This is a genomic window from Alphaproteobacteria bacterium (genome assembly GCA_039980135.1).
Lineage (GTDB): Bacteria > Pseudomonadota > Alphaproteobacteria > UBA6615 > UBA6615 > UBA8079.
In genome coordinates, this window is sequence record JBDXCV010000014.1 from 47780 (window position 1) to 71749 (window position 23970).

General features: G+C 62.6%; 8 protein-coding genes. 2 read left to right on the plus strand and 6 right to left on the minus strand.

Annotation, left to right across the window (positions count from 1 at the left end):
* Nucleotides 1-174: 174 nt before the first annotated feature.
* Both ABJ363_17815 and ABJ363_17820 read right to left on the minus strand, forming a co-directional pair.
* The gene (locus ABJ363_17815; GenBank protein MEP4380846.1) at nt 175-909 is read right to left on the minus strand and encodes a hypothetical protein; all 735 of its coding nucleotides are present in this window, start codon (nt 907-909) and stop codon (nt 175-177) included.
* A 17-nt stretch (nt 910-926) separates the two neighbouring features.
* Complete coding sequence (locus ABJ363_17820) at nt 927-1850, minus strand: sulfite exporter TauE/SafE family protein (GenBank protein ID MEP4380847.1); 924 nt, start codon at nt 1848-1850, stop codon at nt 927-929.
* A gap of 220 nt (nt 1851-2070) precedes the next feature.
* Between ABJ363_17820 and ABJ363_17825 the strand changes: the two genes are divergently transcribed.
* Nucleotides 2071-2979, plus strand: a complete 909-nt coding sequence (locus ABJ363_17825; protein ID MEP4380848.1) for an SDR family NAD(P)-dependent oxidoreductase — start codon at nt 2071-2073, stop codon at nt 2977-2979.
* Here the strand turns inward: ABJ363_17825 and ABJ363_17830 are convergent.
* The 3 genes from ABJ363_17830 to ABJ363_17840 are packed head-to-tail and all read right to left on the minus strand — an operon-like array spanning nt 2976 to nt 6280.
* Nucleotides 2976-3929 (minus strand): alpha/beta hydrolase, encoded by a 954-nt coding sequence (locus ABJ363_17830; GenBank protein MEP4380849.1) that lies wholly within the window; start codon nt 3927-3929, stop codon nt 2976-2978. The two genes, ABJ363_17825 and ABJ363_17830, sit on opposite strands and share 4 nt — an antisense overlap.
* Before the next feature lie 10 nt (nt 3930-3939).
* Nucleotides 3940-4740: an SDR family oxidoreductase gene (locus ABJ363_17835; GenBank protein MEP4380850.1), complete on the minus strand. Its 801-nt coding sequence runs from the start codon at nt 4738-4740 to the stop codon at nt 3940-3942.
* Entirely contained in the window at nt 4733-6280 is a 1548-nt protein-coding gene (locus tag ABJ363_17840; protein MEP4380851.1) for an AMP-binding protein, read from the minus strand. The genes ABJ363_17835 and ABJ363_17840 overlap by 8 nt, the downstream gene beginning before the upstream one ends.
* A gap of 75 nt (nt 6281-6355) precedes the next feature.
* Between ABJ363_17840 and ABJ363_17845 the strand changes: the two genes are divergently transcribed.
* Complete coding sequence (locus ABJ363_17845) at nt 6356-7063, plus strand: glutathione S-transferase family protein (GenBank protein ID MEP4380852.1); 708 nt, start codon at nt 6356-6358, stop codon at nt 7061-7063.
* 19 nt (nt 7064-7082) lie between these two features.
* On the opposite strand, the gene ABJ363_17850 is transcribed toward ABJ363_17845, so the two are convergent.
* Nucleotides 7083-23948, minus strand: a complete 16866-nt coding sequence (locus ABJ363_17850) for an Ig-like domain-containing protein (GenBank protein MEP4380853.1) — start codon at nt 23946-23948, stop codon at nt 7083-7085.
* Between the last annotated feature and the right edge of the window lie 22 nt (nt 23949-23970).

Consider the following 23970-nt stretch of genomic DNA (forward strand, 5'->3'; position numbering starts at 1 on the left):
CGTGCCGATTGCCGATCGATTTAGGCAATTGGCCCGAACGTTTCAAGCCGGAAACCAACTGTCGCTTCAAAACAGGATCAACCGATAGGCATACGCTTCTTGTAAACGGGGCGGACCATACGCGAATTCCGCATAAAATACCGCCGACAAACACATGATCTTGAACGTTTTGTTTTAAGGATAAGGACAGGCTTCGCCGGTGACCTGAATGAAGGCTTGGGGGCCGGCAACCAGGCTGAATCGATACTCCGTGTCACCCACTGCGACAGCATGATGGAGCGGCAGCAATCCTGCCGCCTGAAATGTCTCCCCGCCCAGATGGCCGAAGATGGCTGTGACCGGCTTGCCCGGGTCAAACCAGCCGACCGGCTGTCCCGCCGCGTTGCGGGCCGCCTCACCATTGGCCGAAATGGTGATCGCGCCATTGGCGAAAGACACGGAACCGTTCGCACCGCTCTGGATTTCGTTGTTCACGATGAATCGCTTGGTACTGCCCAACGGCTCACATTCGACATCATCGCGCGTCAGACCCACAACCGCTGTCAGCCGTTCGGTACTGATTCCCTCGGCGATGCGCTCGCGCGCGGCGGCAAGGATCTCCGCCTCCTGCGCGTTGGGAACATCCGCCTCATAGCGCTGCCGCCATTCATCAACACGGTCGCGTTCCGAATGGAGCGCCGCTGTGAGCCCCGCAATCTCCGAACGCAGTGTGGCGCTTTCCGTGGTGACGTCGGAAAGCCGCCCTTCCAGCACCCGAACTTCCTGATTGGCAACTTCGGTTCCGATATTCTTCGCCCACAGACCGACGCCCAGCCCGACGGCCAGCACCAGCCCCCAACGAAAGACAAAGCCGAAAACCTGGCGCCGCCGGCGAAGGCGGTTCCGGTTATCTGAAAGACCAAGTGACATTGCGACAATTCTACCTGCTAAGCACCGAACACACCGAGTGTTCGCAGCGCGATGAAGCCCATGGCCAGCCCGATGATCGCGAACAGGATCGCGATGGTTTTCTCCATCGTCCGCTGGGCAATCTTGCCCTGCAGACGCGGACCGATCTGGCCGCCGATAATAACGCCCGGGATGGTGTAGGCGACGAGGTTCCAGGGGACGACGTTTGCGCCGCCCGCTGCAACCAATGCCGCAACCTGGGTAAATGACGCAGCTGCGATGACAACAATGACCGTAAACACAGACGTCGCCGCGGCGACCGGCACGGGTACATGATTGCGTTTCACCAGCTGCGGCATGATGACCTCGCCAATCCCGACCCCAAGCAGACCGGTCAAGAACGCGCCGACACCCGTGGTCGCGGCGCCATCGACACCCTGTTTCGGTTTCTTGAAATTATAGACCTGGCCATCCGCCGCGGTGACGCTGACAGGCTCGCGCCCCGTGCCCTCGAACTTGTCCTCGCCCTCGGTGACCATTTCCTGTGGCGGGTGATGGCGGAAGATGATCGGCGCCAGCGCGAGCATCAACAACGCGTAGGCGGCCTTGAGAAGGCCTTCCTGATCCTTCAACGAAGCCAACATCAGGGCCCCGACGATGGATACCGGCACTGCCACCATGAGAAACGGAAACGCGCTCCGGAAATGGATTAGCTTTTTGCGGTAGTAGCCAACGAACCCCGATGAGAAGCCGAACACCTCGGTCATCAGGGCGGTACCGATCGCCGCGGCAGTGCCCGCCAGAACATATTCAGCGCCAAGAAGCGGGAAAATGATCAGGAAGATCGGTGCGAACAGGGCCGCGCCGCCGATACCGCTGAGCATCGCCGTGGTCGCGACCGCCATCGATATCGGAAACATGAACCAGTATCGGGTCCAGTCGAGGTCCGCGAGAAATTCCATCAGGTCATCCCTTGTTGGGAAATACTTGTGAGCACCCGCAATTCGGGCGGCGCAAGCTAGCGTGCCAGCTTGCAGAAATCCACGCGCAATTCGGTGATCATGAACCCCGAAATTCAATCGAGGTGCTTGACTAGACACACTGAATCGAAACCAATCTGTATAGATTTACCGCGCCGCTGAAAAAGCTACAGCGACACCGGATGGGACGGAGGGGGAACTCATGGCAATCAAGTTTGACGGCCGGGTGGCCGTGGTCACTGGAGCCGGAAACGGGCTCGGGAAGAGCTACGCTCTGGCGCTCGCGGCGCGCGGTGCCCGAGTCGTGGTCAACGACATCGGCGGTGCCATCGACGGCAGCGGCCTATCCGGCACGCCTGCGGACACGGTGGTAGAGGAAATTCGCGCTGCCGGCGGCGAGGCCGTGGCAAACTACAACAGTGTCGCAGACCCTGAATCCGCAGCCAATATTGTGCAGACGGCAATCGACGCGTTCGGTCAGGTTGATATCGTCATCAACAACGCCGGGATCGTCCGCGACAAGACATTCCATAAAATGAGTATCGAGGATTACGAGTTCGTCGTGCGGGTGCATTACCTGGGCTCGGTTTACGTGACCCACGCCGCCTACCCCTATATGCGCGAGGCGAATTACGGTCGCATCCTCATGGTCTCCTCGAATTCCGGAATCTACGGTAATTTTGGACAGACCAACTATTCGGCCGCCAAGTTGGCCGTCGTCGGCTTCATGAACACGCTGAAACTCGAGGGCGCGCGAAGCAATATCGTGATCAATGCCCTGGCCCCACTGGCCGCGACCCGGATCGCCGAGCCATCCGGCATCTTCAACACCTATGACCCGGAACTGGTCACGACCGACGCCGTTGCGGCGATGGTCACCTACCTGGTCAGCGAGGACTGCATCGATTCCGGGAACATCGTCGCGGCGACGGCGGGCTACTATTCCCGCATCCAGATCGTCGAGAGCGAGGGCGTGCGGGTCGATCCGCGCACCGAAATGACGCCGGACAAAATCGCCGAGTTATGGCCGCAGATTCATGAGATGCGCAATCCGCACCCCTATGAAGACGCGCTGTCAAACCTGACGGCGGTCATGGCCAAAGAGGACTAGTCCCGGCGCAATTCGCGTTTGAGGATCGCACCGGCTTCGGCAATCGAGGCGCGGGAGCGCTGATAGAGGCGCTGCCACATCCAGATGAAATGGGTCATGCCCTTTTCCACCTTCAGCTGGTAGGGCACGCCGGCCGCAGCCAGATTGGCGGCCAGTGCCCGGCTGTCATCGATCAGCGGATCGAGATCACCGACCATTACCCAGGTATAGGGAAGCCCGGCGAGATCGGCATGCGCCGGCGCGATGCGCGGGTCTGTCGGGTCGGCGTCATGTCCTTCGAGATAACCGTCCCATATCCACTGCATCTGGGCGACGGTCAGACCATAGGTCCCGTCGCCGATTTCGCGCCAGGACGGCGTGTCCACATCCAGCAGATAGACCCCGTAGACCAGCGCCAGCGCACGTACCGCGCCGGTGTGCTTGAGTTGCACCCCGGCATGGAGCGCCAGGGTGGCACCCGCTGAATCCCCGCAAAACCCGATCCGCGACGGGTCGAGTCCGTGCGCCGCGCCGTGCTCCATAACCCACTCGGCGACGGCCATAGTCTCGTCGACCGGAACCGGGAAACGATGTTCAGGCCACAATCGGTAATCGACGCTGGCCACCGCGCACCCGCTCTCCATGGCCAGGCGGCGGCATATCTGATCATAGGCGGTGACATCGCCTGTCCACCAGCCGCCACCGTGAATGAAGACTGTCACCGGTACGGGGCGTTCGCCGGTCGGGAAATAGAGCCGCAGCAGAAACGGACCATGGGGGCCTTCGATCGCGACATCGCGGAGCTCATCAACGGCCACTTCGCCATCGGGTTGATTGAGATAGGCGTAATAGCGGGCGCGCGCAGCGCGGCCCTCTTCGACACCCACGACCGCCGGATCGGGCAGGTTCGCGCCGGCCTCTTTCAATTCATCGAAAACGGCCTGCAGGCCCGGATCGACCGGTGACGGCATACGACCTCTCCTATCCAATCCCCAGCGTGATCCCGCCATCGACCAGGAGGGTCGCGCCGGTCACGTAGCGGGCCTCGTCGGATGCCAGGTACACCGCGGCATAGGCCACATCCCAGGCGTCGCCGACCCGGTTCAGGGGGACCTGCGCCTCGCGTTTCTCCCAGAGTTCATCCACGTCATCATCGCCATACGCGCCCTGCAGGGAATGGGACACCATGGGTGTTTGCATCAGGCCGGGCAGGATCGCGTTACAACGGATGTTTTCAGACGCGTATTGCCGGGCGATGACCCGTGTCATATGGGTCATCGCCGCCTTCGTCGTCGAATAGGAGATATAGGGGACGTTGAGCCAGCGCTCACCGGCGATCGACGACACGTTGACGATGGCACCCTCGCCCCGTTCCTGCATCTTCGGGATCGCATGCTTGCTGGTCAGGAACGCGCTCTTCAGGTTGACGTCATGCACCCGGTCCCAGCTTTCCTCGCTGGCATCGACGGGGCCGCCGACTTCCGCGATCCCCACATTGTTGTGCAGGATATCGAGCTGGCTGAATTCATCGCAAGCGGCGGCGACCATGGCCTCGACCTGAGCGCTGTCGGTGACATCGACGGCAAACACGCTGGCGACGCCGCCCTCTGTCGCGATGATGTCTGCGGTATCCTGCGCGGCGTCGGGGTTGATATCGGCACACACTACCTTCGCGCCCTCACGGGCATAGAGCACCGCCGTGGCCTTGCCATTGCCCCAGCCCGCGCCGATTGATCCCGCACCGGTCACGATCGCAACCTTGTCTTTCAGGCGGTCAGGCATCGTTGTTCTCCCCGCCGTCTTCGGATTCCAGCATGTTGCGCAGCTCCCGCTTGACGATCTTGCCGTAGTTGTTCTTCGGCAGGGCGGCGGCGACCCGGTAGCTTTTGGGACGCTTGAAACGCGCGATATTGTCCAGGCACAGCTGATCCAGCGCGGCCGTGTCGACCTCTATACCCGCGTTGGGCGTAATGAAAGCGATGACTTCCTCACCCCATTCCGCGTGGGGCCGCCCGACCACCGCGCATTCCAGCACGTCCGGGTGGCGCAGCAACACCTCTTCGATCTCCCGGGGATAGATGTTGGAACCGCCGGAGATGATCATGTCCTTCGAACGGTCCTTGAGGGTCAGATAGCCGTCGCCATCGAAGGCACCCATGTCGCCGGTATGCAACCAGCCGCCGCGCAGGGATTCGGCACTCGCGTCAGGCCGGTTCCAGTAGCCGCGCATGACCACCGCACCGCGGACCAGGATTTCGCCCACCTCGCCGACCGGCAGCGTGTTGTCTTCTCCATCAACGACCTTCACATCAACCACCGACTGGGCGTAGCCCACCGACGCCAGTCGTTCCTCGTGGTGCGGGTGGTCCGTATCAACATGGTCTTCGCGCGGCAACACGGTGATGCACATGGGGCTCTCGCCCTGACCATAGATTTGCACGAACTTTGGCCCGAACCGGTCCAGCGCCTGCTTCAGGTCGGCGACATACATCGGCCCGCCGCCATAGGTAACGGTGCGGAGATTCCCCGCGCCGCCGCCGCCAGGATGCCCCACAAGCCGCTTCACCATGGTTGGTGCGGCGAACAAGGAAACCTCTTCATGTTGTTGAAATAGCTCAAATATTTCGTCCGGTTCGAAGCCGCCTGATTCGGGCACCACCTGCCGCGCGCCGACCGCCAGATGGGGAATGCCGTAGAAACCCGAGCCATGGGACATGGGTGCCGGATGGAACGCCGCGCCGTTGACCGGCACCCGGTCCACATCGACAAAATAGGTCAGCGTCATTTCCCACAGGTTGCGGTGGGTCAGCATCGCGCCCTTGGGGTTGCCCGTTGTGCCGGAGGTGTAGAACAGCCAGGCGAGGTCGTCGTCGCCGCGGTCCACCATCTCCATGGGATCGGCGTTGAGGTAACCGGCATATTCCTTCTCACCGACCACCACGATCCGGGCCTTGCTGCCCGCGATCTTCAGGCCCTTCGCGGCCTTTTCGGCCAGATCCGGTGTCACGATCAGTGCACCCGCACCCGCATCGTCAAGGATGTAGGCCAGTTCCTTCTCGTGCAGCTTGTTGTTGATCGGCAATGCCGTCAGCCCGGCATGCAGCGCGCCGTGGAACGCCTCGAGATATTCAGGCGTGTTGGTCATGAACAGCCCGACCCTGTCATCGGTCCTGAGGCCGAGGTCGCCGTGCATGGCACCCGCCAGCCCTGCGGCTCGCCGGGCCAGGGTCCCGTAGTCGCAGTAATCCGCCGCCCCGTGGGAGATCGCCACCCGGTCGGGAAACGATCGCGCCGCGCGCACCAACAACTGATTGAGATTCATGGAAAACAGGCCCTCCCCGCGCCTAGAATGGCGCAGGCGGCATATCCGGACAAGACATCAGGGAAGAGAGCGAAGATGGCCTATGAACTCTATTACTGGCCGACGATCCAGGGGCGCGGTGAATTCGTCCGCCTGCTGCTCGAAGACATCGGCGCGGATTATGTCGACGTGATCCGCAAGCCCGATACCGAAGGCGGTGGACGCGACGCTCTGCTCGCGCTTCTGTCGGAAACGGGGCATTTTTCACCGCCAATTCTGAAGAACGGCGACACCGTTGTCTCACAGACGCCGCTTATCATGGACTATCTCGGCGCAAAACACGGGTTCGCCCCCGAGGATGAAGCCGGCAGGCGCGAGGCATTGCGCCTGTCGATGCTTCTGGCGGATTTTCTTGTCGAGGCCCACGATGTGCACCATCCGCTGGCCAAGGAGTTCTACTACGAGGACCAACGCGACGAGGCCCTGCGCCGCGCGCCCAGCTTCCGCGACGTGCGCATCCCCAAATTCTATGGCTATTTCGAGCGAACCATTGCCGCGAACGGTGGCCAGCTGGTGGCGGGCGGCCTGTCGCACGCGGATTTCTCGCTGTTCCAGATCGTCGAGGGCATGCGCTACGCCTTCCCGAAGGCGTCAGCCCGGCTGGAGCCGGGCTATCCGGGCCTGGTCGCCCTGCACGCAGAGATCGCCGACCGGCGCAACATCAAGGCCTATGCGGCGTCGGGCCGACGCATCCCGTTCAACGAACACGGCATCTTTCGCCACTATCCCGAGTTGGATGCCTGATTCCCGTCTTGCAGCCCGCCTAGAAGAGGAAGTCGTCGTCGTGGAGGTCGGCCTTCTGGACCCCGATTAGGGTGACGCTGTCGTCCGTGTCCAGGTCGATCACCGTGTCCACACCGCTGTCATTCGTCGATGCCAGCAGATCTGCGAGATCCGTGAAGCCAAATTCCGAAACATCCAACCGATCGTCTGAACCCGCACCCGCCGTGAAATCGGTAACCGTATCGTCCCCGTCACCATTGTCGAACTGGAACAAATCGTCGCCGCCGCCACCCGATATGGTGTCATCGAGGCTGCTGCCCTGCAGGACTTCATCCGCCGCCGTTCCGATCAGCGGATCTCCATCGGCCAGGATCGAGATGTTCACCGTCCCCGTGTCGAAGCCGCTGTTTCCGTCCGTAATCGTGTAGGTGAAGCTGTCCGTGCCCGTGAAGCCGGCCGTCGGAATGTAGAAATAGGTTTCATCCGCCCCGTTGAAGCCCAGGAAGCCATTCACCGGATTGGTCGACGCAATCGGTGACAGCGGGTCGTCGTTCGGATCCGTATCGTTGGCCGTAAGGTCCATGAACACGTTGACCGTGCTGGAGATGACGTAGTTATCAGTCACGGCCACCGGCGGTGCCGGCGGAGAGACGACATTGATATCGATAGTCGCCGTGCCGCCGCTCGCCAGGTCGTCGTCAAGCAGTTCGACAATGAACGAATCATCCGCAGCCGTCGCACCGGCATGATCGTAGGCAATATCACCGCTTAGAATGTCCGCCAGCGTGAAGCTCTGACCGTTCGACAGCGCCACGCCGCCGTTGGTCAAGCTGCCGCCCGCGGGTGCGCCATTCAGGACAAACGTCACGTCCACATCTGCATCGTCGGGATCGAAGGCGCTCAGGTCCAGCGTGCTCAACACGACGAGTCCGCTCTGGTTGACGGTGACCTGGTGATCGCCGCCAAACACCGGCGCGTCATTGACCGGGTTCACGGTGATGTTCACCGTGGCCGTGTCCTGACCGCCCACATCGTCGACAATCGTGTATTCGAAGCTGTCCGTGCCCGCGAAGTCCAGGTTCGCCGTGTAGGTGTACTCGTTGGTACCCGCGTCGAACGTCAGGAAGCCATGCAGCGGGTTTGTCGAGGCAATCGGCGTGAGCGGACGGCCTTCCGGATGGCTGTCGTTCGCGAGCACATCGATAACGATGGTTTCTTCCTCATCGATAACGATCGTATCGTCCTCGGCGTCAGGACCGTCGGTCGCGCCGACGATGGCGCCGCTGACCGTCGCGGTGTCGAACCCGCCGTTGCCGTCCGTGATCGTGTAGGTGATCGAATCGACGACGAATTCGCCGTCCTCCAGCGACTGCAGGGCCGCCGCACCGGTCGGGTCGTAGGTGATCGTGCCATCGCCGTTGAGCGTGATCGCCGCGCCGAATGCGCTGGTCGCCGAGACCGACGTGACCGTCAGGGTGTCACCTTCGATATCGAAGTCGTTGGCCAGCAGGTCCGCGGTATCGACGATCGAAATCTCGTCCTCGTCGGAAAGGATGTCGTCGCCAACCTCGACGATGTAGCCCATGCTGGCATTGCCCGGCGCATCGTTCCACAAGCCCGTGTCTGCGGCGATCATCAGCCAGTCTTCGTTGCCGCCTGCGCCGTTGTTCGGCTCCCCCGGGCCCCAGTTCTCATACGCACCGGTTGGACTGCCATTCCAGAAAACTGTCCCGGCTTCCGCACCTACGGACCACTGCCAGGTGCCCTCGCTGGCGATATCATCGCCGCCGATCCAGGCGATTTCTCCCGCCCCGATCAGGCCCTGGATAAAGTCGTTCTCCTCCTGGGAAGTAATGGTCGCCAGATGGCCACCCTCATCGAACGCGGCGAACGCCGCATCGGTCCAGAACAGCTCCGCGTCGGTCCATTTGTACCAGTGGCCGTTGTCCGGGTTGTAGGTGAAACCGGCCAGGTCGGAGAACGCGTCATCGACCGCGACAGGCGCATCGTTGACCGGCGTGATGCCAATATTGATCGTCGCTGTGCCACCCGATGAAGGCTCGTCGTCCGAGACCTGGACCGTGAAGCTGTCCGACGATGCCTCGCCGCCGTCATGAGTGTAGGACACGGTCCCCGCGATGATGTCCGCCAGCGTAAAGCTACTCGCAGACAGCACACCGTTCGACGGGCTGCCCGTCACCGTGAAGGTCACCGCGCTGTCAGCATCGTCCGGGTCGAACGCCCCGAGATCCGCCGTCGTCAGAACCGTCGGCGTCATGTCCTCCGACGCCGTGATCGTGTGATCGCCCGTGATCGCCGGCGCATCGTTCACATTCGTGATGCCGATATTGATCGTCGCCGTGCCGCCCGTCGCCGGGTCGTCGTCCGAGACCTGGACCGTGAAGCTGTCCGAAGATGTCTCACCACCGTCATGGGTGTAGGTCACGGTCCCCGCGATGATGTCCGCCAGCGTAAAGCTGCTCGCGGACAGCGCACCGTTCGCCGGGCTGCCCGTCACCGTGAACGTGACCGCGTTGTCCACGTCGTCCGGATCGAACGCCCCCAGATCCGCCGTCGTCAGGACCGTCGGCGTCATGTCCTCCGACGCCGTGATCGTGTGATCGCCCGTGATCACCGGCGCCTCGTTCACGTCGACCAGCGCTGCAATGACAAGCGTCGGCGGCGGGAAGAACTCCCCGTCAGAGACGCGCACGGAAATGCCCTCCGCGGGGAAGGTCTCGAAGTCGAGCAGCGTGTTGTCGACGACTGTGATCACACCGGTAGCTGGATCAATCTCGTACGATCCGTTGTCGTTACCCCCCACGATCGAATAGATCAGCGTGTCACCATCGACATCAGATCCGACGACCTGTCCGAGGACGGTGCCGACAGGGCTGTTCTCGTCGATCAGAAAGGTAAGCTCGGTCGGCGCGTCGGGAATGTCATTGACCGGAGCGACCGTGATCGTCGCCGTCGCCGTATCGATCCCCCCGTTGCCGTCATTCACCTGATAGGTGAAGCCGTCCGACCCGTTGAAATCGAGGCCCGGTTGATAGTCGAAACTGCCATCGCGATTCAGCGTGAGACTGCCATTCGACACATCGCCGACAAGCGAGACGGTCAGGCTGTCGCCGTCGATGTCGCTGTCTGCGCCATTGCCGTTGTCGGCGAGCACATTTCCTGACAGGAAGTCGTCCTCGTCCATCGCAAACGCATCATCTGCGGCGACCGGCGCGTCATTGACCGGATTGACGGTGAGGGTCGCCGTCGCGGTGTCGGCCCCACCGTTTCCGTCATCGATCTGGTAGGTGAAGCTGTCCGCACCGTTGAAGTCCGCGTTCGGCGTGTAGTCGAAGGTTCCGTCACCGTTCAGCACCAGCGTGCCGTTCGAGACGCCCGAGACCAGAGACACGGTGAGAACGTCACCATTGGCATCGCTGTCGGCACCATTGCTGTTATCCGCCAGAACGTCGCCGGAAATGACCGTATCCTCGTCGCCGGAAATCGCGTCGTCGACCGCGACCGGCGCGACATTCGGTGCGTTGACCGTGATCGTCGCCGTGGACGTATCCGTCCCGCCATTGCCGTCAGAGATTTCGTAGACAAACGAGTCGGTCCCGCTGAAGCCGGCATCCGGCGTGTACTTGAAACTTCCATTTGGATGGAGGTCCAGCTGTCCGTTGGACACGTCGCTGATCAGCGAAACCGTCAGGATGTCGCTCGCATCCACGTCGCTGTCCGCACCATTGCCGTTGTCCGCCAGGACATCGCCGGACACGATCGTGTCCGCGTCTGTCACGATCGAATCGTCGACCGCGTCGGGCACGTCGTTGGCCCCGGCCACCTCGATCGTCACGGTCGCGCTGTCGGTGCCGCCGTTGCCGTCGGAGATCGTGTAGGTGAACGTATCGAAGAGCGGTTCCCCCTCGGCCAGCGCCTGAACGCCGGCGGCGGCCGTGGGATCGTAGGTGATGTTCCCGCTGACGGGATCGAGCGTCACGGTCGCGCCGTTCGCGGACAGAGCCGTCAGGACCCCGTCGGAATCGAGCCCGGAAATACTGAGCGTGTCGCCCTCGATATCCAGGTCATTCGCCAGGAGGTCATCCCCGGCGATCACGAACGGCGCGTCCTCGCGCGCAACACGCGGTTCGCCATGCAGGTCGAAATCGCCGATGCCGAAAGCCCGTGCCGCGCCGACATCCAGAGTCTGGCGCGCACCGAAGGTGCCGTCGCCGTTTCCATCCCAGAGGAAGGCTCCCGACACGCCGGCCTGAACAATGTCGAGCACGCCATCATCGTTCATATCGACAAATCGGATTTCATGTACGCCGTTGCCGCTCGAGTCCAGTGCCTGAACCTGAGTGAAACTCCCGTCTCCGTCGGAACGAAGGACAATGGAGTTGCCCCCGCCAAGGGTCCGGCCGAACACCACATCGGCATCCCCGTCGCCGTCGATGTCCCCGAGGTCCAGGGACAGGATGCCGCTGCCGTATTCGAACGCCGACGAAGGCCCCGTGAACGTCCCGTCGCCGGAATTCAGGAACAGGCGCGCCGTCGCGTTCCCCAGCCCGTTTGTAATGACATTTCCGACGAGAAGATCCAGGTCCCCGTCGCCGTCGACATCCCCCAGCGATACATCCCAGGCCTGCGGAAAGGCCCCGAGATTCCAATTAGAGATTTCGGCAAAATTCCCATCGCCGTCGCCCGCGAAAACAGTCCCTCGCGCCATGGTCGAAACGACAAGATCGTCGATGCCGTCGCCGTTGACGTCTGCAACTTCGATGTCGCGGCTCTCAAGCAGGCCCAGGCTTTGATGCGCCGTGAACACACCGCTGCCGTCGTTCAGCAGAACTTCATTCGATTCAAGAAATTCGCTTCCGACGACGAGGTCGATGTCCCCGTCGCCGTCGAAGTCACCCGTGGCGCTGGCCAACAGGCCTCCACTGATCTGCTGTCCCAATACGAAACCGCCGTCGCCGTCGTTGAGCAGAACCTGCGACGTGCCGTCTTCGGCGGCGATGAAGGCGTCCTCGTCGCCGTCCCCGTCGAAATCCGCGATGGAGACATCCCAGGACTCGTTCCCGCGTGTGTTCTCGGTAACCCTGGTGAATGTCCCGTCCTGATTCTGGAACAACACCTTCGTGAGTTCACTGTCCCACTGCGGGACAAAGACATCGAGGGTCGGTTCGAGACGCAGGATCGCGTCATCGATCGACACCGGGGCATCATTCACCCCCTCAACCTCGATGTCATGCAGCCCCGTACCCGTCGTTCCGTCGGGGTCCGTCGCCGTGACCGTCAGGGTGTCGGTGCCGAAGAAATCCTGGTTTCCCAGATAGTCGAGGTGGGTCAGGGCCGCGTTGATGTTTACGGTCTCGCCAAAGAGGGTCAGCGTGCCGTCACTGCCGTCACCGTCCACAACCGTGAGCCCGGCCGTGGCCCCAAGTACGAGTTCACCGGTGTTGACTGTCAGGGTGACCGTCGATTTCGAGCTGTCGGCATCCGATATCGTAATGTCCGACAACGCACCCGGCTGATCCTCGACCACGTTCGAGGTTTCCGCCGAGAATGACACGACCGGGGCTTCGTTGGCGCCCTGCACGACGACGGTGACGATGGCCGTGTCGGTGGCGCCGTTGCCGTCCGAGACGGTGTAGGTAAAGCCGTCGTTGATCGTCTCGCCTTCGACCAATGCCTGAATCGCCGCCGCCGACGTGGGATCGTACGAAATCTCGCCGGTCACCGCGTCGAAGGACACGACGGCGCCCAGGGCGCTCACGCCATCGACGGCCGTGACCTCGAGCGAGTCGCCATCGGCATCGCTGTCCACGCCGTTGCCGTTGTCGGCGAGCACGTCGAAGGAGCTGACCGTGTCCTCGTCACCCGAGACCGAATCGTCCTGCGCGACCGGCGCGTCATTGATGTTGTCGACCGTCATCGTGGCCGTCGCCGTATCCGTGCCGCCGTTCCCGTCCGAGACCTCGTAGATGAAACTGTCCGTCCCGAAGAAGTCTGCGTCCGGCGTGTAGTCGAAACTGCCATCCAGGTTCAATACCAGCGTGCCGTTCGACACATCGCTCGTCAGCGAGACGGTCAGGGTATCGCCATCGAGATCGCTATCGGCACCGTTGCCATTGTCGGCCAGCACGTTGCCGGAAATCACCGTATCTTCATCGCCGGAGAACGCGTCATTCTGCGCGGTCGGCGCATCGTTCACCGGGTTGACCGTGATCGTGGCCGTCGCCGTGTCCGTCGCACCATCATTGTCGGTGAGTTCGTAGGTGAAACTGTCTATGCCGTTGAAGTTCGCGACGGGCGTGTAGGTGAAGTCGCCGTTCACGGCAATTTCGACGGAGCCGCCCGACGTCGTCGGGAACGTTCCTGCTTCCGTCCGCAGGCTGAAATTGTCGACATCGAAATCCTCGCCATTGCCGTTGTCCGCGAAGAGATTGCCGGTGACCGCCGTATCCTCGTCCCCGACAAAACCATCATCGAATGCCACCGGCGCGTCGTTGACCGGATTGAGGGTGATGGTTGCCGTCGCGCTGTCGGCGCCGCCGCTGCTGTCGGAAATCTCGTAGGTGAAGGAGTCCGTGCCGTCGAAGTCCGGATCCGGCGTATAATCGAAAGTGCCGTCGCCGTTCAGCACCAGCGTGCCGTTCGACACATCACCCAGCAATGACACGGTCAGCGTGCCCGCATTCACGGTGCTGTCCGCCCCGTTGCCATTGTCGGCCAGGACATCACCCGAAATCACGGTATCCTCGTCACCCGAGACGGCATCGTCCTGCGCGTCCGGGTCGGTGTTGCCGTCAATTGTGACGGTTACCGTCTGCGAGTCCAATGCGCCATGCACGTCGGTAACCACGACCGTGAACACCTCGTCAACAGTCTCGCCCGTGTCGAGGTCTGCCAGCGCGGGGATCGAATTGTCGAGCGAGTAGGTCCACTGGCCAGAGGCATCGACGGAAAGCGCCCCGTAGACACCCGCGCCGCCGCCATCGACCGACCAACTGAGGACCGCGCCATTGTCGACATCCGCGCCAGTGAGTTGACCGGTCACCGTATTGCTCGCGTCGTCCTCAACGACCGTGGCGGAGTCGTTGCCGGCCGTGAACGTGATTTCAGGTGCGTCGTTGGTCCCGGTGACGGTTACGGTCACAAGCCGAGAGTCGATTGGACCGAACTCGTCCGCGACAACGACGGTAAACACTTCGTCATGGGCCTCGCCCTCGGCAAGCGCCTGAACATTCGCATCGCCGTTGCGCAGATCGTAGGTCCAGGTGCCATTGGCATCGACCGACAGATCGCCATAGGTGCCCGCACCACCGCCATCAACGGTCCAGATCGCCGTTTCGGCGTCGTCCGGGTCCGCCGTATCCATGTCACCGGATGTGCCGAGAGCCACGTCTTCCTGAACGTCCCCCGAAACAACATCTGCCCCTGACACCTCGACCGTCACGGTCGCGTTGTCGGTGCCGCCGTTGCCGTCGGAGATCGTGTAGGTGAAGGTATCGAAGAGCGTTTCCCTGTCGGCCAGTGCCTGGACGCCGGCGGCGGCCGTGGGATCGTAGGTGATGTTCCCGCTGACGGGATCGAGCGTCACGGCCGCGCCGTTCGCGGACGTGGCCGTCAGCGCCCCGTCGGAATCGAGCCCGGAAATACTGAGCGTGTCACCCTCGATATCCAGGTCATTCGCCAGGAGGTCATCCCCCGCGATCACCAGGGGTTCATCCTCGTTCGGAATGAAGGAAATCCCGTGGGTATCGAAATCGCCGATGCCGACAGACCTTGCCTCGCCGGCATCCAGGGTCTGGCGCGCGCCGAAGGTGCCGTCGCCGTTGCCGTCCCACAGGTACGTTCCCGATACGCCGGCCTGAACAATGTCGAGCACGCCATCATCGTTCATATCGACAAGCCGGGTTTCATGAACGCCGTCGCCGCTTCCGGCCAATGCCTGGATTTCCGTGAAATTGCCGTTCCCGTTGGACCGAAGAACGATCGAGTCCCCGTCTCCAGAGGTCCGGCCAATCACCACGTCGGCATCGCCGTCACCGTCGATGTCGCCGAGATCGAGAGACAGGATGCCGCCGTCGTATGTGAACGCCGGCGAAGGACCCGACAACGTTCCGTCGCCGTTATTGAGGAACAGGCGCGCCGTCGCGGTCCCGGATATGTTCGTCACGACATTGCCCGCGACAAGGTCCAGATCGCCGTCGCCGTCCACGTCCCCCAGCGATATGTCCCAGGCCTGGGGATTGGATCCGAGATCCCAGCCCGAGATTTCAGCAAAATTGCCGGCGCCATCCCCGGCAAAGACCTGGCCCCGCGTCAGGGTCGACACAAGAATATCGTCGATACCGTCGCCGTTCATGTCCGCGACTTCAATGTCGCGGCTCGGCAGGGAATTCAGGGTTTGATGTGCCGTGAACACACCATTGCCGTCGTTCAGCAGGACCTCGTTCGATTCACCTGAATCACTTCCGACGACGAGATCGATGTCGCCGTCGCCGTCGAAGTCGCCCGTGGCACTGGCAAACAAGGTGCCACCAATCTCCTGTCCCAACACGAAACCGCCGTCGCCGTCGTTGAGGAGAACCTGCGACGTGCCGTCTTCGGCAGCAATGAAGGCATCCTCGTCACCATCGCCGTCAAAATCCGCGATGGAGACATCCCGGGACTCGTTCGCGCGCGTGTTCTCGGTAACCCTTAAGAATGTCCCGTCCTGGTTCTGGAACGAGACCTTCGTGGTATCGCTGCCCCACTGCGGGCTGAAAACATCGAGCGTCGAATCGATGCGCAGGATCGCGTCATCAAATGCCACCGGTGCGAAATTGTCCGTGTTGCCGTCGATCGTGACGGAAACGGTCTGGGTATCCATCGCGCCGTGCTCATCGGTGACCGTGACATCGAACGTCTCGGTCGCCGTCTCGCCCGTGTCCAGGTCTTCAAGATCATGAGTAGAATTGTCCAGCGTGTAGGTCCATTGGCCCGAGGCATCGACGGAAAGCGCCCCATAGGCGCCCGCGCCGCCGCCATCGACTGACCAGCTGAGGACCGCGCCATCGTCGACATCGTTTCCGTTGAGCTGACCAGTCACCGTGTTCGTGGCGTCATCCTCAACGACCGTGCCCGATGATGCGCCCGTGATTACCGGCGCGTCGTTCACCGGCGTGACCGTGATGTTCACCGTCGCTTCGGACGAACCGCCGTTCCCGTCGGACATGACGTAGGTGAAGCTGTCGGTGCCGTTGAAATCGGCATCGGGCACATACCGGTACCCGTTGCCGGAGAGGCCCGGCTCGCTCTGCAGCGTGCCATGGGTTGGCTGGGTCACCGACAGGAGCCGCAGCGTATCGCCGGCATCGGTATCGGTATCGTTGACCAGCGGCGTGATCACGACGAAACCGTCCTCGTCGACATTCACCGCATCGTCCACTGCCACCGGCAAGTCGTTCTCGCCCTCGACGGTGAGCGTCACGGTTGCGGAGGCAGTGCCACCATTGCCGTCGCTGATCGTGTAGGTGAACGTGTCGTCGAGCGTCTCGCCCGCACCCAGCCCCTGGATCGCCGCCGCGGCGGTCGGATCGTAAGTGATGTCGGTGCCATCGAAACTGACCGCGGCGCCATTGGCGCTGAGCGCGCTGACCCCCGTCATGGTGATGGGATCGCCGTCGGGATCGCTGTCATTGGCGAGAAGTTCGGCCGCCGAGATGCCAACCGGCAGATCCTCCGTCACCGTCGAGCCACCAGCGATATTGCCGGCCGCGAAGCTGGTGACATTATTCGCAATGACCACGGAATCGGCGAAAGTGCCGTCGCCGTTGCCCTCGTGCAGAATGAGTTCAAAACCGGTTGCGGTCAGCAGGTCGAGATCCCCGTCACCGTCTAGATCGACGAGTTCCTGCTGCCACGCATCCTGGCCTTCCTCGAAGACACCGAACTGGGCCGTGAACGTCGTTTCCGGGTCGCCGAAATTATCCTCGACGTCGGCCAAAAAAAGATTCTCACCGGCGACAATGTCGCCATCTCCATCGCCATCGATATCACCAACGGCGAGACCGACACCGGTAAAGCCGTCCGGGAAACTAAAAGTGTCCGCAAGCAACTGCGCTTCGCCGAAACCAAAATCGTCGGATGGCCAGTACCAGATCGAGCTGTTCTCGAGTATGACAAGCTCATCAGCACCATCGCCGTCAACATCGAACATTTTCAGGGCGTAGATGTCAGCATTGTTCGAGCCCGAGGGACTCAAGGTACCGAAGCCCGGCATCGGCAAGCCCGGCTGAGCGCCCTGTCCCCAAAGGCCGAGGCCTCTTTCGGTGCCCAGGAACAGTTCCAGCGCGCCGACCCCGTTGATCCCGTCATCGCCTTCGTAATCGCCGACGGCAAGATCGTAGACGCCTATTTCCACGCCTTCGCCGATCACATCGAGTTCGAGCCCCGGCGTAAATGCGCCTTCGCCGTCATTGACATAGATCCAGCTATTGACCGGGTCTCCCGTTCCGGTGATCACGCCGAGTGCGACATCGATGTCGCCGTCACCGTCAAGATCGGCCAGTTCCAGGGCTTCGCCGACACCAGTTACCTCAATCTGCTGGACGACGCTAAAGCTGCCGCCGTCATTGCGGAGTATCTGAACATCGGCGCCGGGCCGAAAATCGAACGGATCGATCTCTTCGTCATTGCGCGACCAGCCGGCAAGAACAGCATCGAGATCGCCATCGCCGTCGAGGTCGGCAAGACCGACGTCACGGAAGGCCAGGCCGTCGCCAAATTCATCGAATGTGGTGATGTAGTTGCCGGCACCATCCTCCTGCAGCACCCGGATGTCTCGGCCGGAAAGTTCGACCGCAAAAATGTCCAGCGGGCCGCCGCCGGGGGTGAAAACATCATCGACCGCGATCGGCGCGTCGTTAACCGGGTCCACGGTGATCGTCGCCGTCGCGGTATCAGTCTCGCCATTGCCATCGTTGATCTGGTAGGTGAACTGGTCCGTGCCGAAGAAGTCTGCGTCGGGCGTGTAGTCGAACGTCCCGTCGCCATTCAGCACAAGGCTGCCGTTCGTGACATCGGCCAGCAACGAAACTGTCAGCACATCGCCATTCGCATCGCTGTCCGCGCCGTTGCCGTTGTCGGCCAGTACGTCACCCGAGATGATCGTGTCCTCATCGCCCGAGACGGCATCGTCCTGCGCCACCGGGGCCACATTGTCCGTATTGCCGTCGATGGTGACGGTGACGGTCTGCGTGTCGGACGCGCCATGCTCGTCGGTCACCGTGACGTCGAATGTCTCGGTCGCCGTCTCACCCGTATCGAGGTCTTCCAGCGCAGGTGTGGAATTGTCCAGCGTGTAGGCCCACTGGCCAGAGGAATCGACCGCCAGCGCGCCATAAGCGCCCGCGCCGCCACCATCGACCGACCAGTTCAGGACCGCGCCGTTGTCGACGTCGGTTCCCGTCAACTGACCCGTGACCGTGCTCGTCGCATCGTCCTCCGCGACCGTCCCGGCGTCGTTGTCGGCGGCGAAGCTGATCTCCGGCGCGTCGTTCGTGCCGGTGACCGTGACCGTGACAGTCTGTGTAACGGACTCTCCGTCCCCGGTTGTCGCCGTCGCCGTGAACACCTCCGTGACGGTCTCACTACTCGCAAGGGCCTGCGCGGCAGCGTTGTCCAGGCTGTAGGTCCAGTCGCCACCCGCCGTCAGATCGAACGAACCGAATGCGCCCGCCGTGCCCGTCTGAGCCACGAAGGTCGGGTTGTCGACTCCATCCGCATCGGACGCCGCGAGCGTACCCGTCGCCGCAAGAACACCGTCCTCGGACGTCGCACCCGACGAAGTCCCCGTGATCACCGGCGCGTCTTCTGCGCCCGTCACCGTGACCGTCACCGTCTGGGTGTCTGTCGCGCCGTGCTCGTCGGTCACGACGACCGTGAACAGCTCGTCATGGTTCTCGCCAGCGGCCAGCGCCTGCACGTTCGCGTCGTTGTTGCGCAGATCGTAGGTCCAGGTGCCGTTCGCATCGACCGACAGGTCGCCATAAGTGCCGGCGCCGCCGCCCGCGATAGACCAGCTTGCTGACGCGCCGTTGTCGATATCCGTCCCGGTGAGCTGACCCGTGACCGTGTTCGTCGCGTCGTCCTCGACGACCGTGCCCGCATCGTTGCCGGCTGCGAAGCTGATCTCCGGCGCATCGTTCTCGCCATTCACGGTGATGGTCACCGTCTCGGCGTCGGTCGCGCCGTGATTGTCGGTGACAACCACTGTGAAAACATCGTTCTGGGCCTCGTTCGCGGCCAGCGCCTGCACGTTGGCATCGCCATTGCGCAGATCGTAGGTCCAGGTGCCGTTCGCATCGACCGACAGGTCGCCATAGGTCCCGTTGCCGCCGCCCTGAACCGACCATGTCGCGGTCGCCGCTTCATCCACATCGGTCGATTCGAGGTCGCCCGTGGCCGACAGGGTGATGTCCTCACGCACATCGCCGACGACATCGCCGCCCGGTGTGATGACCGGATCATCATTCGTCGTACTACGGAAGTCGTCGGGGTGGAGATCGACCTTGTTGACGCCTATCAGCGTGATCTTGTGATCACCCAGATTCAGCACGGTGCCGTAGTCTTCCTGGTCGGCGCCGGAGATCAGGCTACCGAAGGACCCGACAAATGCGCCGAGCACACCGTGAATCACATCCTCGGTACCCGCGCCTGCCACGAAGTCCGTGATGACCATGTTGCTCTGATCGAGCGAGCTGGTCACGTCGTATTGGCGGTACCAGAACAGGTCGTCGCCCGCCCCGCCGGTGTAGAAATCCGCCTCGCCGTCGCCGACATCGATGAACGTGTCGTTGCCGGCACCGCCGAGATAGGTCTGGCCGCCGAGCGGAAGGTCGGTGGAGTATTCCCCCGCGATCAAGCCGCCGTCATCCTGGAACGTATCAGCAGCATCGCTGCCGTAAAGGAGCTCACCCGGACCGATGCCGTAATGGAAATTCGGGACATCGGCGACCTCGGTGACGTTGATCGTCACGGTCGCGGTGTCGAGCAGCCCGGATTCGTCCTCCACCTGGTAGCGGAAGCTGTCGGTACCGCTGAAGTTATCCTGCGGCGTGTAGTGGAAACTCCCGTCGGCATTGAGGGTCAAACCGCCATGGGCCGCGGTCTGCAGCAGGGATACCGTCAGCGCGCCGCCTTCGGGATCGACGTCGGCGCCGTTGCCGTTGTCGGCGAGGACATTGCCCGCGATTCCGGCACCCACGCCGGGCACGAACACATCCTCGTCGATCGTGAAGGTATCGTCTGCGGCATCGGGGGCGTCGTCGACCCCGCCAACCGTGATCGTCACCGTCGCCGGCGCGCTCGTCGCGCCGTGGCTGTCTGTCGCGGAATAGGTGAAGGTCGCGTCCCGGGTCTCGCCCTGCGCCAGATCGTCGAAGTCCGCGCCCGGTTCGAATGCGAAGGTGCCGTCGCCATTGTTGACGGCGGTCCCTTCAGCCGGCCCATCCACGATGTCGTAGGTCAGAGTCGTCGGATCGTCTTCAGGGTCGATATCGTCGCCGTCGAACGCGCCGGTCACGACGTCGCCGCCGGCAAATGTGTCCGCGTCCGTTCCTCTCACCGTGACGGTCACGGTCCCGTGGCCCGGAATCTGGATGTCGAATGTATCGGGCGTGATGGCGGACGGTCCCGCAGGCGCGCTGACCGTGACGTTGAAGGTCACCTGCTCACCGACGAGCACGTCCGAGAAGCCCGACACCGGCGTGATTGTGGCGTAGCCCGCATCGTCGCCGACGACGATCGGAGCGAATGTCTCGCGTTCCTCTTCGATGGCATCGCGCACCGCGCTCAGCCATTCCTGCTCACCTGTGATCGCGGTATAGCCACCGAAGCCCCAGTCTTCGATGATGGTCTCCAGCTGACCCGTACTGGATTCACGGGTGGACACAATGATCGGGACAATGCCGTCGGCGAGCAGCGCCTCGCGGACCTGTGCAAGCTCCGGATAGTCCTCGCCGGGGTCGGACACACCGTCGCCGTTGTTCGGCGTCCCGCCGGAATCCCCCGCGACATGCGCGGGTGCGTCCGTCGTGATGACGACGAATTTCTGCGCGCCCTCGCGCCAGTCGAGCGACACGCCGGGGCCCCCACCCACATGCTCACCGCCGGCACCCAGCGCCGCCAGCATCAGTGCCTCAAGCGACGCCTCGGCGATATCATGGCCCCAGCCCAGATTCTGCAGCTGGTCGTGGATGCCGTTGACGAAATTGCCGCCCTGCATCTCGAGGCCATCATTGCCGTGACGGCCATCACTCGTGAAATAGACATAATCGACCGCTTCCGACGTCGAGTTGCCCGCTTGCGGCTTGTCGATGAAACTCGCAAAACCGATGGACGAGCTGTCCGACAGTTCGAGCAAAGACGCTGCATAAGCCGGCGACAACTCCGAGAATCCCGAAAGAAATGGATGAAAACTGCCCGACGCATCGTTGAGGACCAGAATGTCCATCATGTCGGTTTCGACCGGCCGCTCGACGGTGACCGTGAAACTCGTCGAAGCGCCCGCGCTGAGCAGGACATTCACCGCCTCGCCGAGGGTCGCGCCGCCCGGCCCGGCATCGTTCTGGGCAACGACCGCCGGCGTGACCGACACGTCGGAGACCGTCGGCGGCGCGTTGTCCGTGTTGCCGTCGATGGTGACGGTGACGGTCTGGGTGTCGGACGCGCCATGCTCGTCGGTCACCGTGACCGTGAACGTCTCGGTCGCCGTCTCACCGGTGTCGAGGTCGTCCAGCGATGGTGTGGAATTGTCGAGCGTGTAGGTCCACTGGCCAGAGGCATCGACAGCCAGGTTGCCGTAGGCACCCGCACCGCCGCCATCGACCGACCAGTTCAGTACCGCGCCGTTGTCGACATCCGTGCCGTCAAGCTGACCCGTGACCGTGTTGGTCGCGTCGTCCTCGACGACCGTCCCGGCGTCGTTGCCGATGGTGAAGCTGATCTCCGGCGCGTCGTTCGTGCCGGTGACCGTGACCGTCACAGTCTCGGTGTCGATCGCGCCGTGCTCATCGGTCACGACGACCGTGAAGGTTTCGTCGTGGGTCTCTCCCGCCGCCAGCGCCTGCACGTTGGCCGCACCGTTGTTGAGCACATAGGTCCAGGTGCCGTCGTTATCGACCGACAGGTCGCCATAAGTGCCGGCGCCGCCGCCCGCGATAGACCAGCTTGCTGATGCGCCGTTGTCCACATCGGTGGAGTCCAGATCACCACTGACTGAGAGCGTCGCGTCTTCCTCGACATCGCCCGTGACATCGCCGCCCGGCGTGACAATCGGCGCGTCGTTCGTACCGGTCACCGTAACCGTGATCGTCTCTGTGTCGGTCGCACCGTGCTCGTCGGCGACCACCACCGTGAACACCTCATCGTGGGTCTCGCCCACGGCCAGCGCCTGTACGTTGGCGTCGCCATTGCGGAGGTCATAGGTCCAGGTGCCGTTGGCATCGACCGACAGGTCGCCATAGACACCCGCACCGCCACCCGCGATGGACCACGCCGCCGTAGCGCCATTGTCCACGTCGGTGGAATCCAGATCACCGGACACGCTGAGTGCGACGTCTTCCTCGACACCGCCCGTGACGTCGCCGCCCGGCGTGATGATCGGCGCATCGTTCGTGCCCGTCACGGTAACCGTCACGGTCTCTGTGTCGGTCGCCCCATGATCATCGGTCACGACGACCGTGAACACCTCGCCATGGCTTTCACCCACGGCCAGCGCCTGCACGTTGGCCGCACCGTTGTTGAGCATGTAGGTCCAGGTACCGTCCGCATCGACCGACAGATCGCCGTAGGTGCCGGCGCCGCCGCCGGCGATGCTCCATGCCGCCGTTGCCCCATTGTCCACGTCCGTCGAGTCCAGCTCGCCGGAGATGGAAAGTGTGACGTCTTCCTCGACATCACCCGTGACGTCGCCGCCAGGCGTGACAATGGGATCGTCGTTCGTGCCGGTCACTGTGACGGTGACCGTCTCGGTGTCAGTCGCGCCATGCTCGTCGGTCACCACGACCGTGAACATCTCGTCATGGCTCTCGCCCACGGCCAGCGCCTGTACGTTGGCGTCGGCGTTGCGCAGATCGTAGGTCCAGGTGCCGTTGCCATCGACCGACAGATCGCCATACGTGCCCGCACCGCCGCCATCGACAGACCAAGTAGCGGTTGCGCCATTGTCCACGTCGGTGCTGTCGAGGTCACCGCTGACCGAGAGTGTCGCGTCTTCCTGAACGTCACCGGCCACATCGCCGCCGTCCGTGATGATTGGGTCGTCGTTCGTACCCGTCACCGTGACCGTCACGGTCTCGGTGTCGGTCGCGCCGTGCTCGTCTGTCACGATGACCGTGAACACCTCGTCATGGCTCTCGCCGACCGCCATCGTCTGCACGTTGGCCGCGCTGTTGTTGAGCACATAGGTCCAGGTACCGTTCGCATCGACCGACAAGTCGCCATAGGCGCCCACACCGCCGTCGGCGATGCTCCATGCCGCCGTTGCCCCATTGTCCACGTCCGTCGAGTCCAGATCGCCGGAGATGGAAAGTGTGACGTCTTCCTCGACATTACCCGTGACGTCGCCGCCAGACGTGACAATGGGATCGTCGTTCGTGCCCGTTACGGTAACTGTCACATCCTGCGTATCCGTCGCACCATGCTCATCGGTCACGACAACCGTGAACACTTCGTCGTGGCTCTCGCCGACCGCCAGCGCCTGAACATTGGCGTCGGCGTTGCGCAGATCGTAGGTCCAGGTGCCGTTGCCATCGACCGACAGATCGCCATACGTGCCCGCACCGCCGCCATCGACAGACCAGGCCGCCGTGGCACCGTTGTCCACGTCCGTGCTGTCGAGATCGCCGGACACGCTGAGTGTGACATCTTCCTGC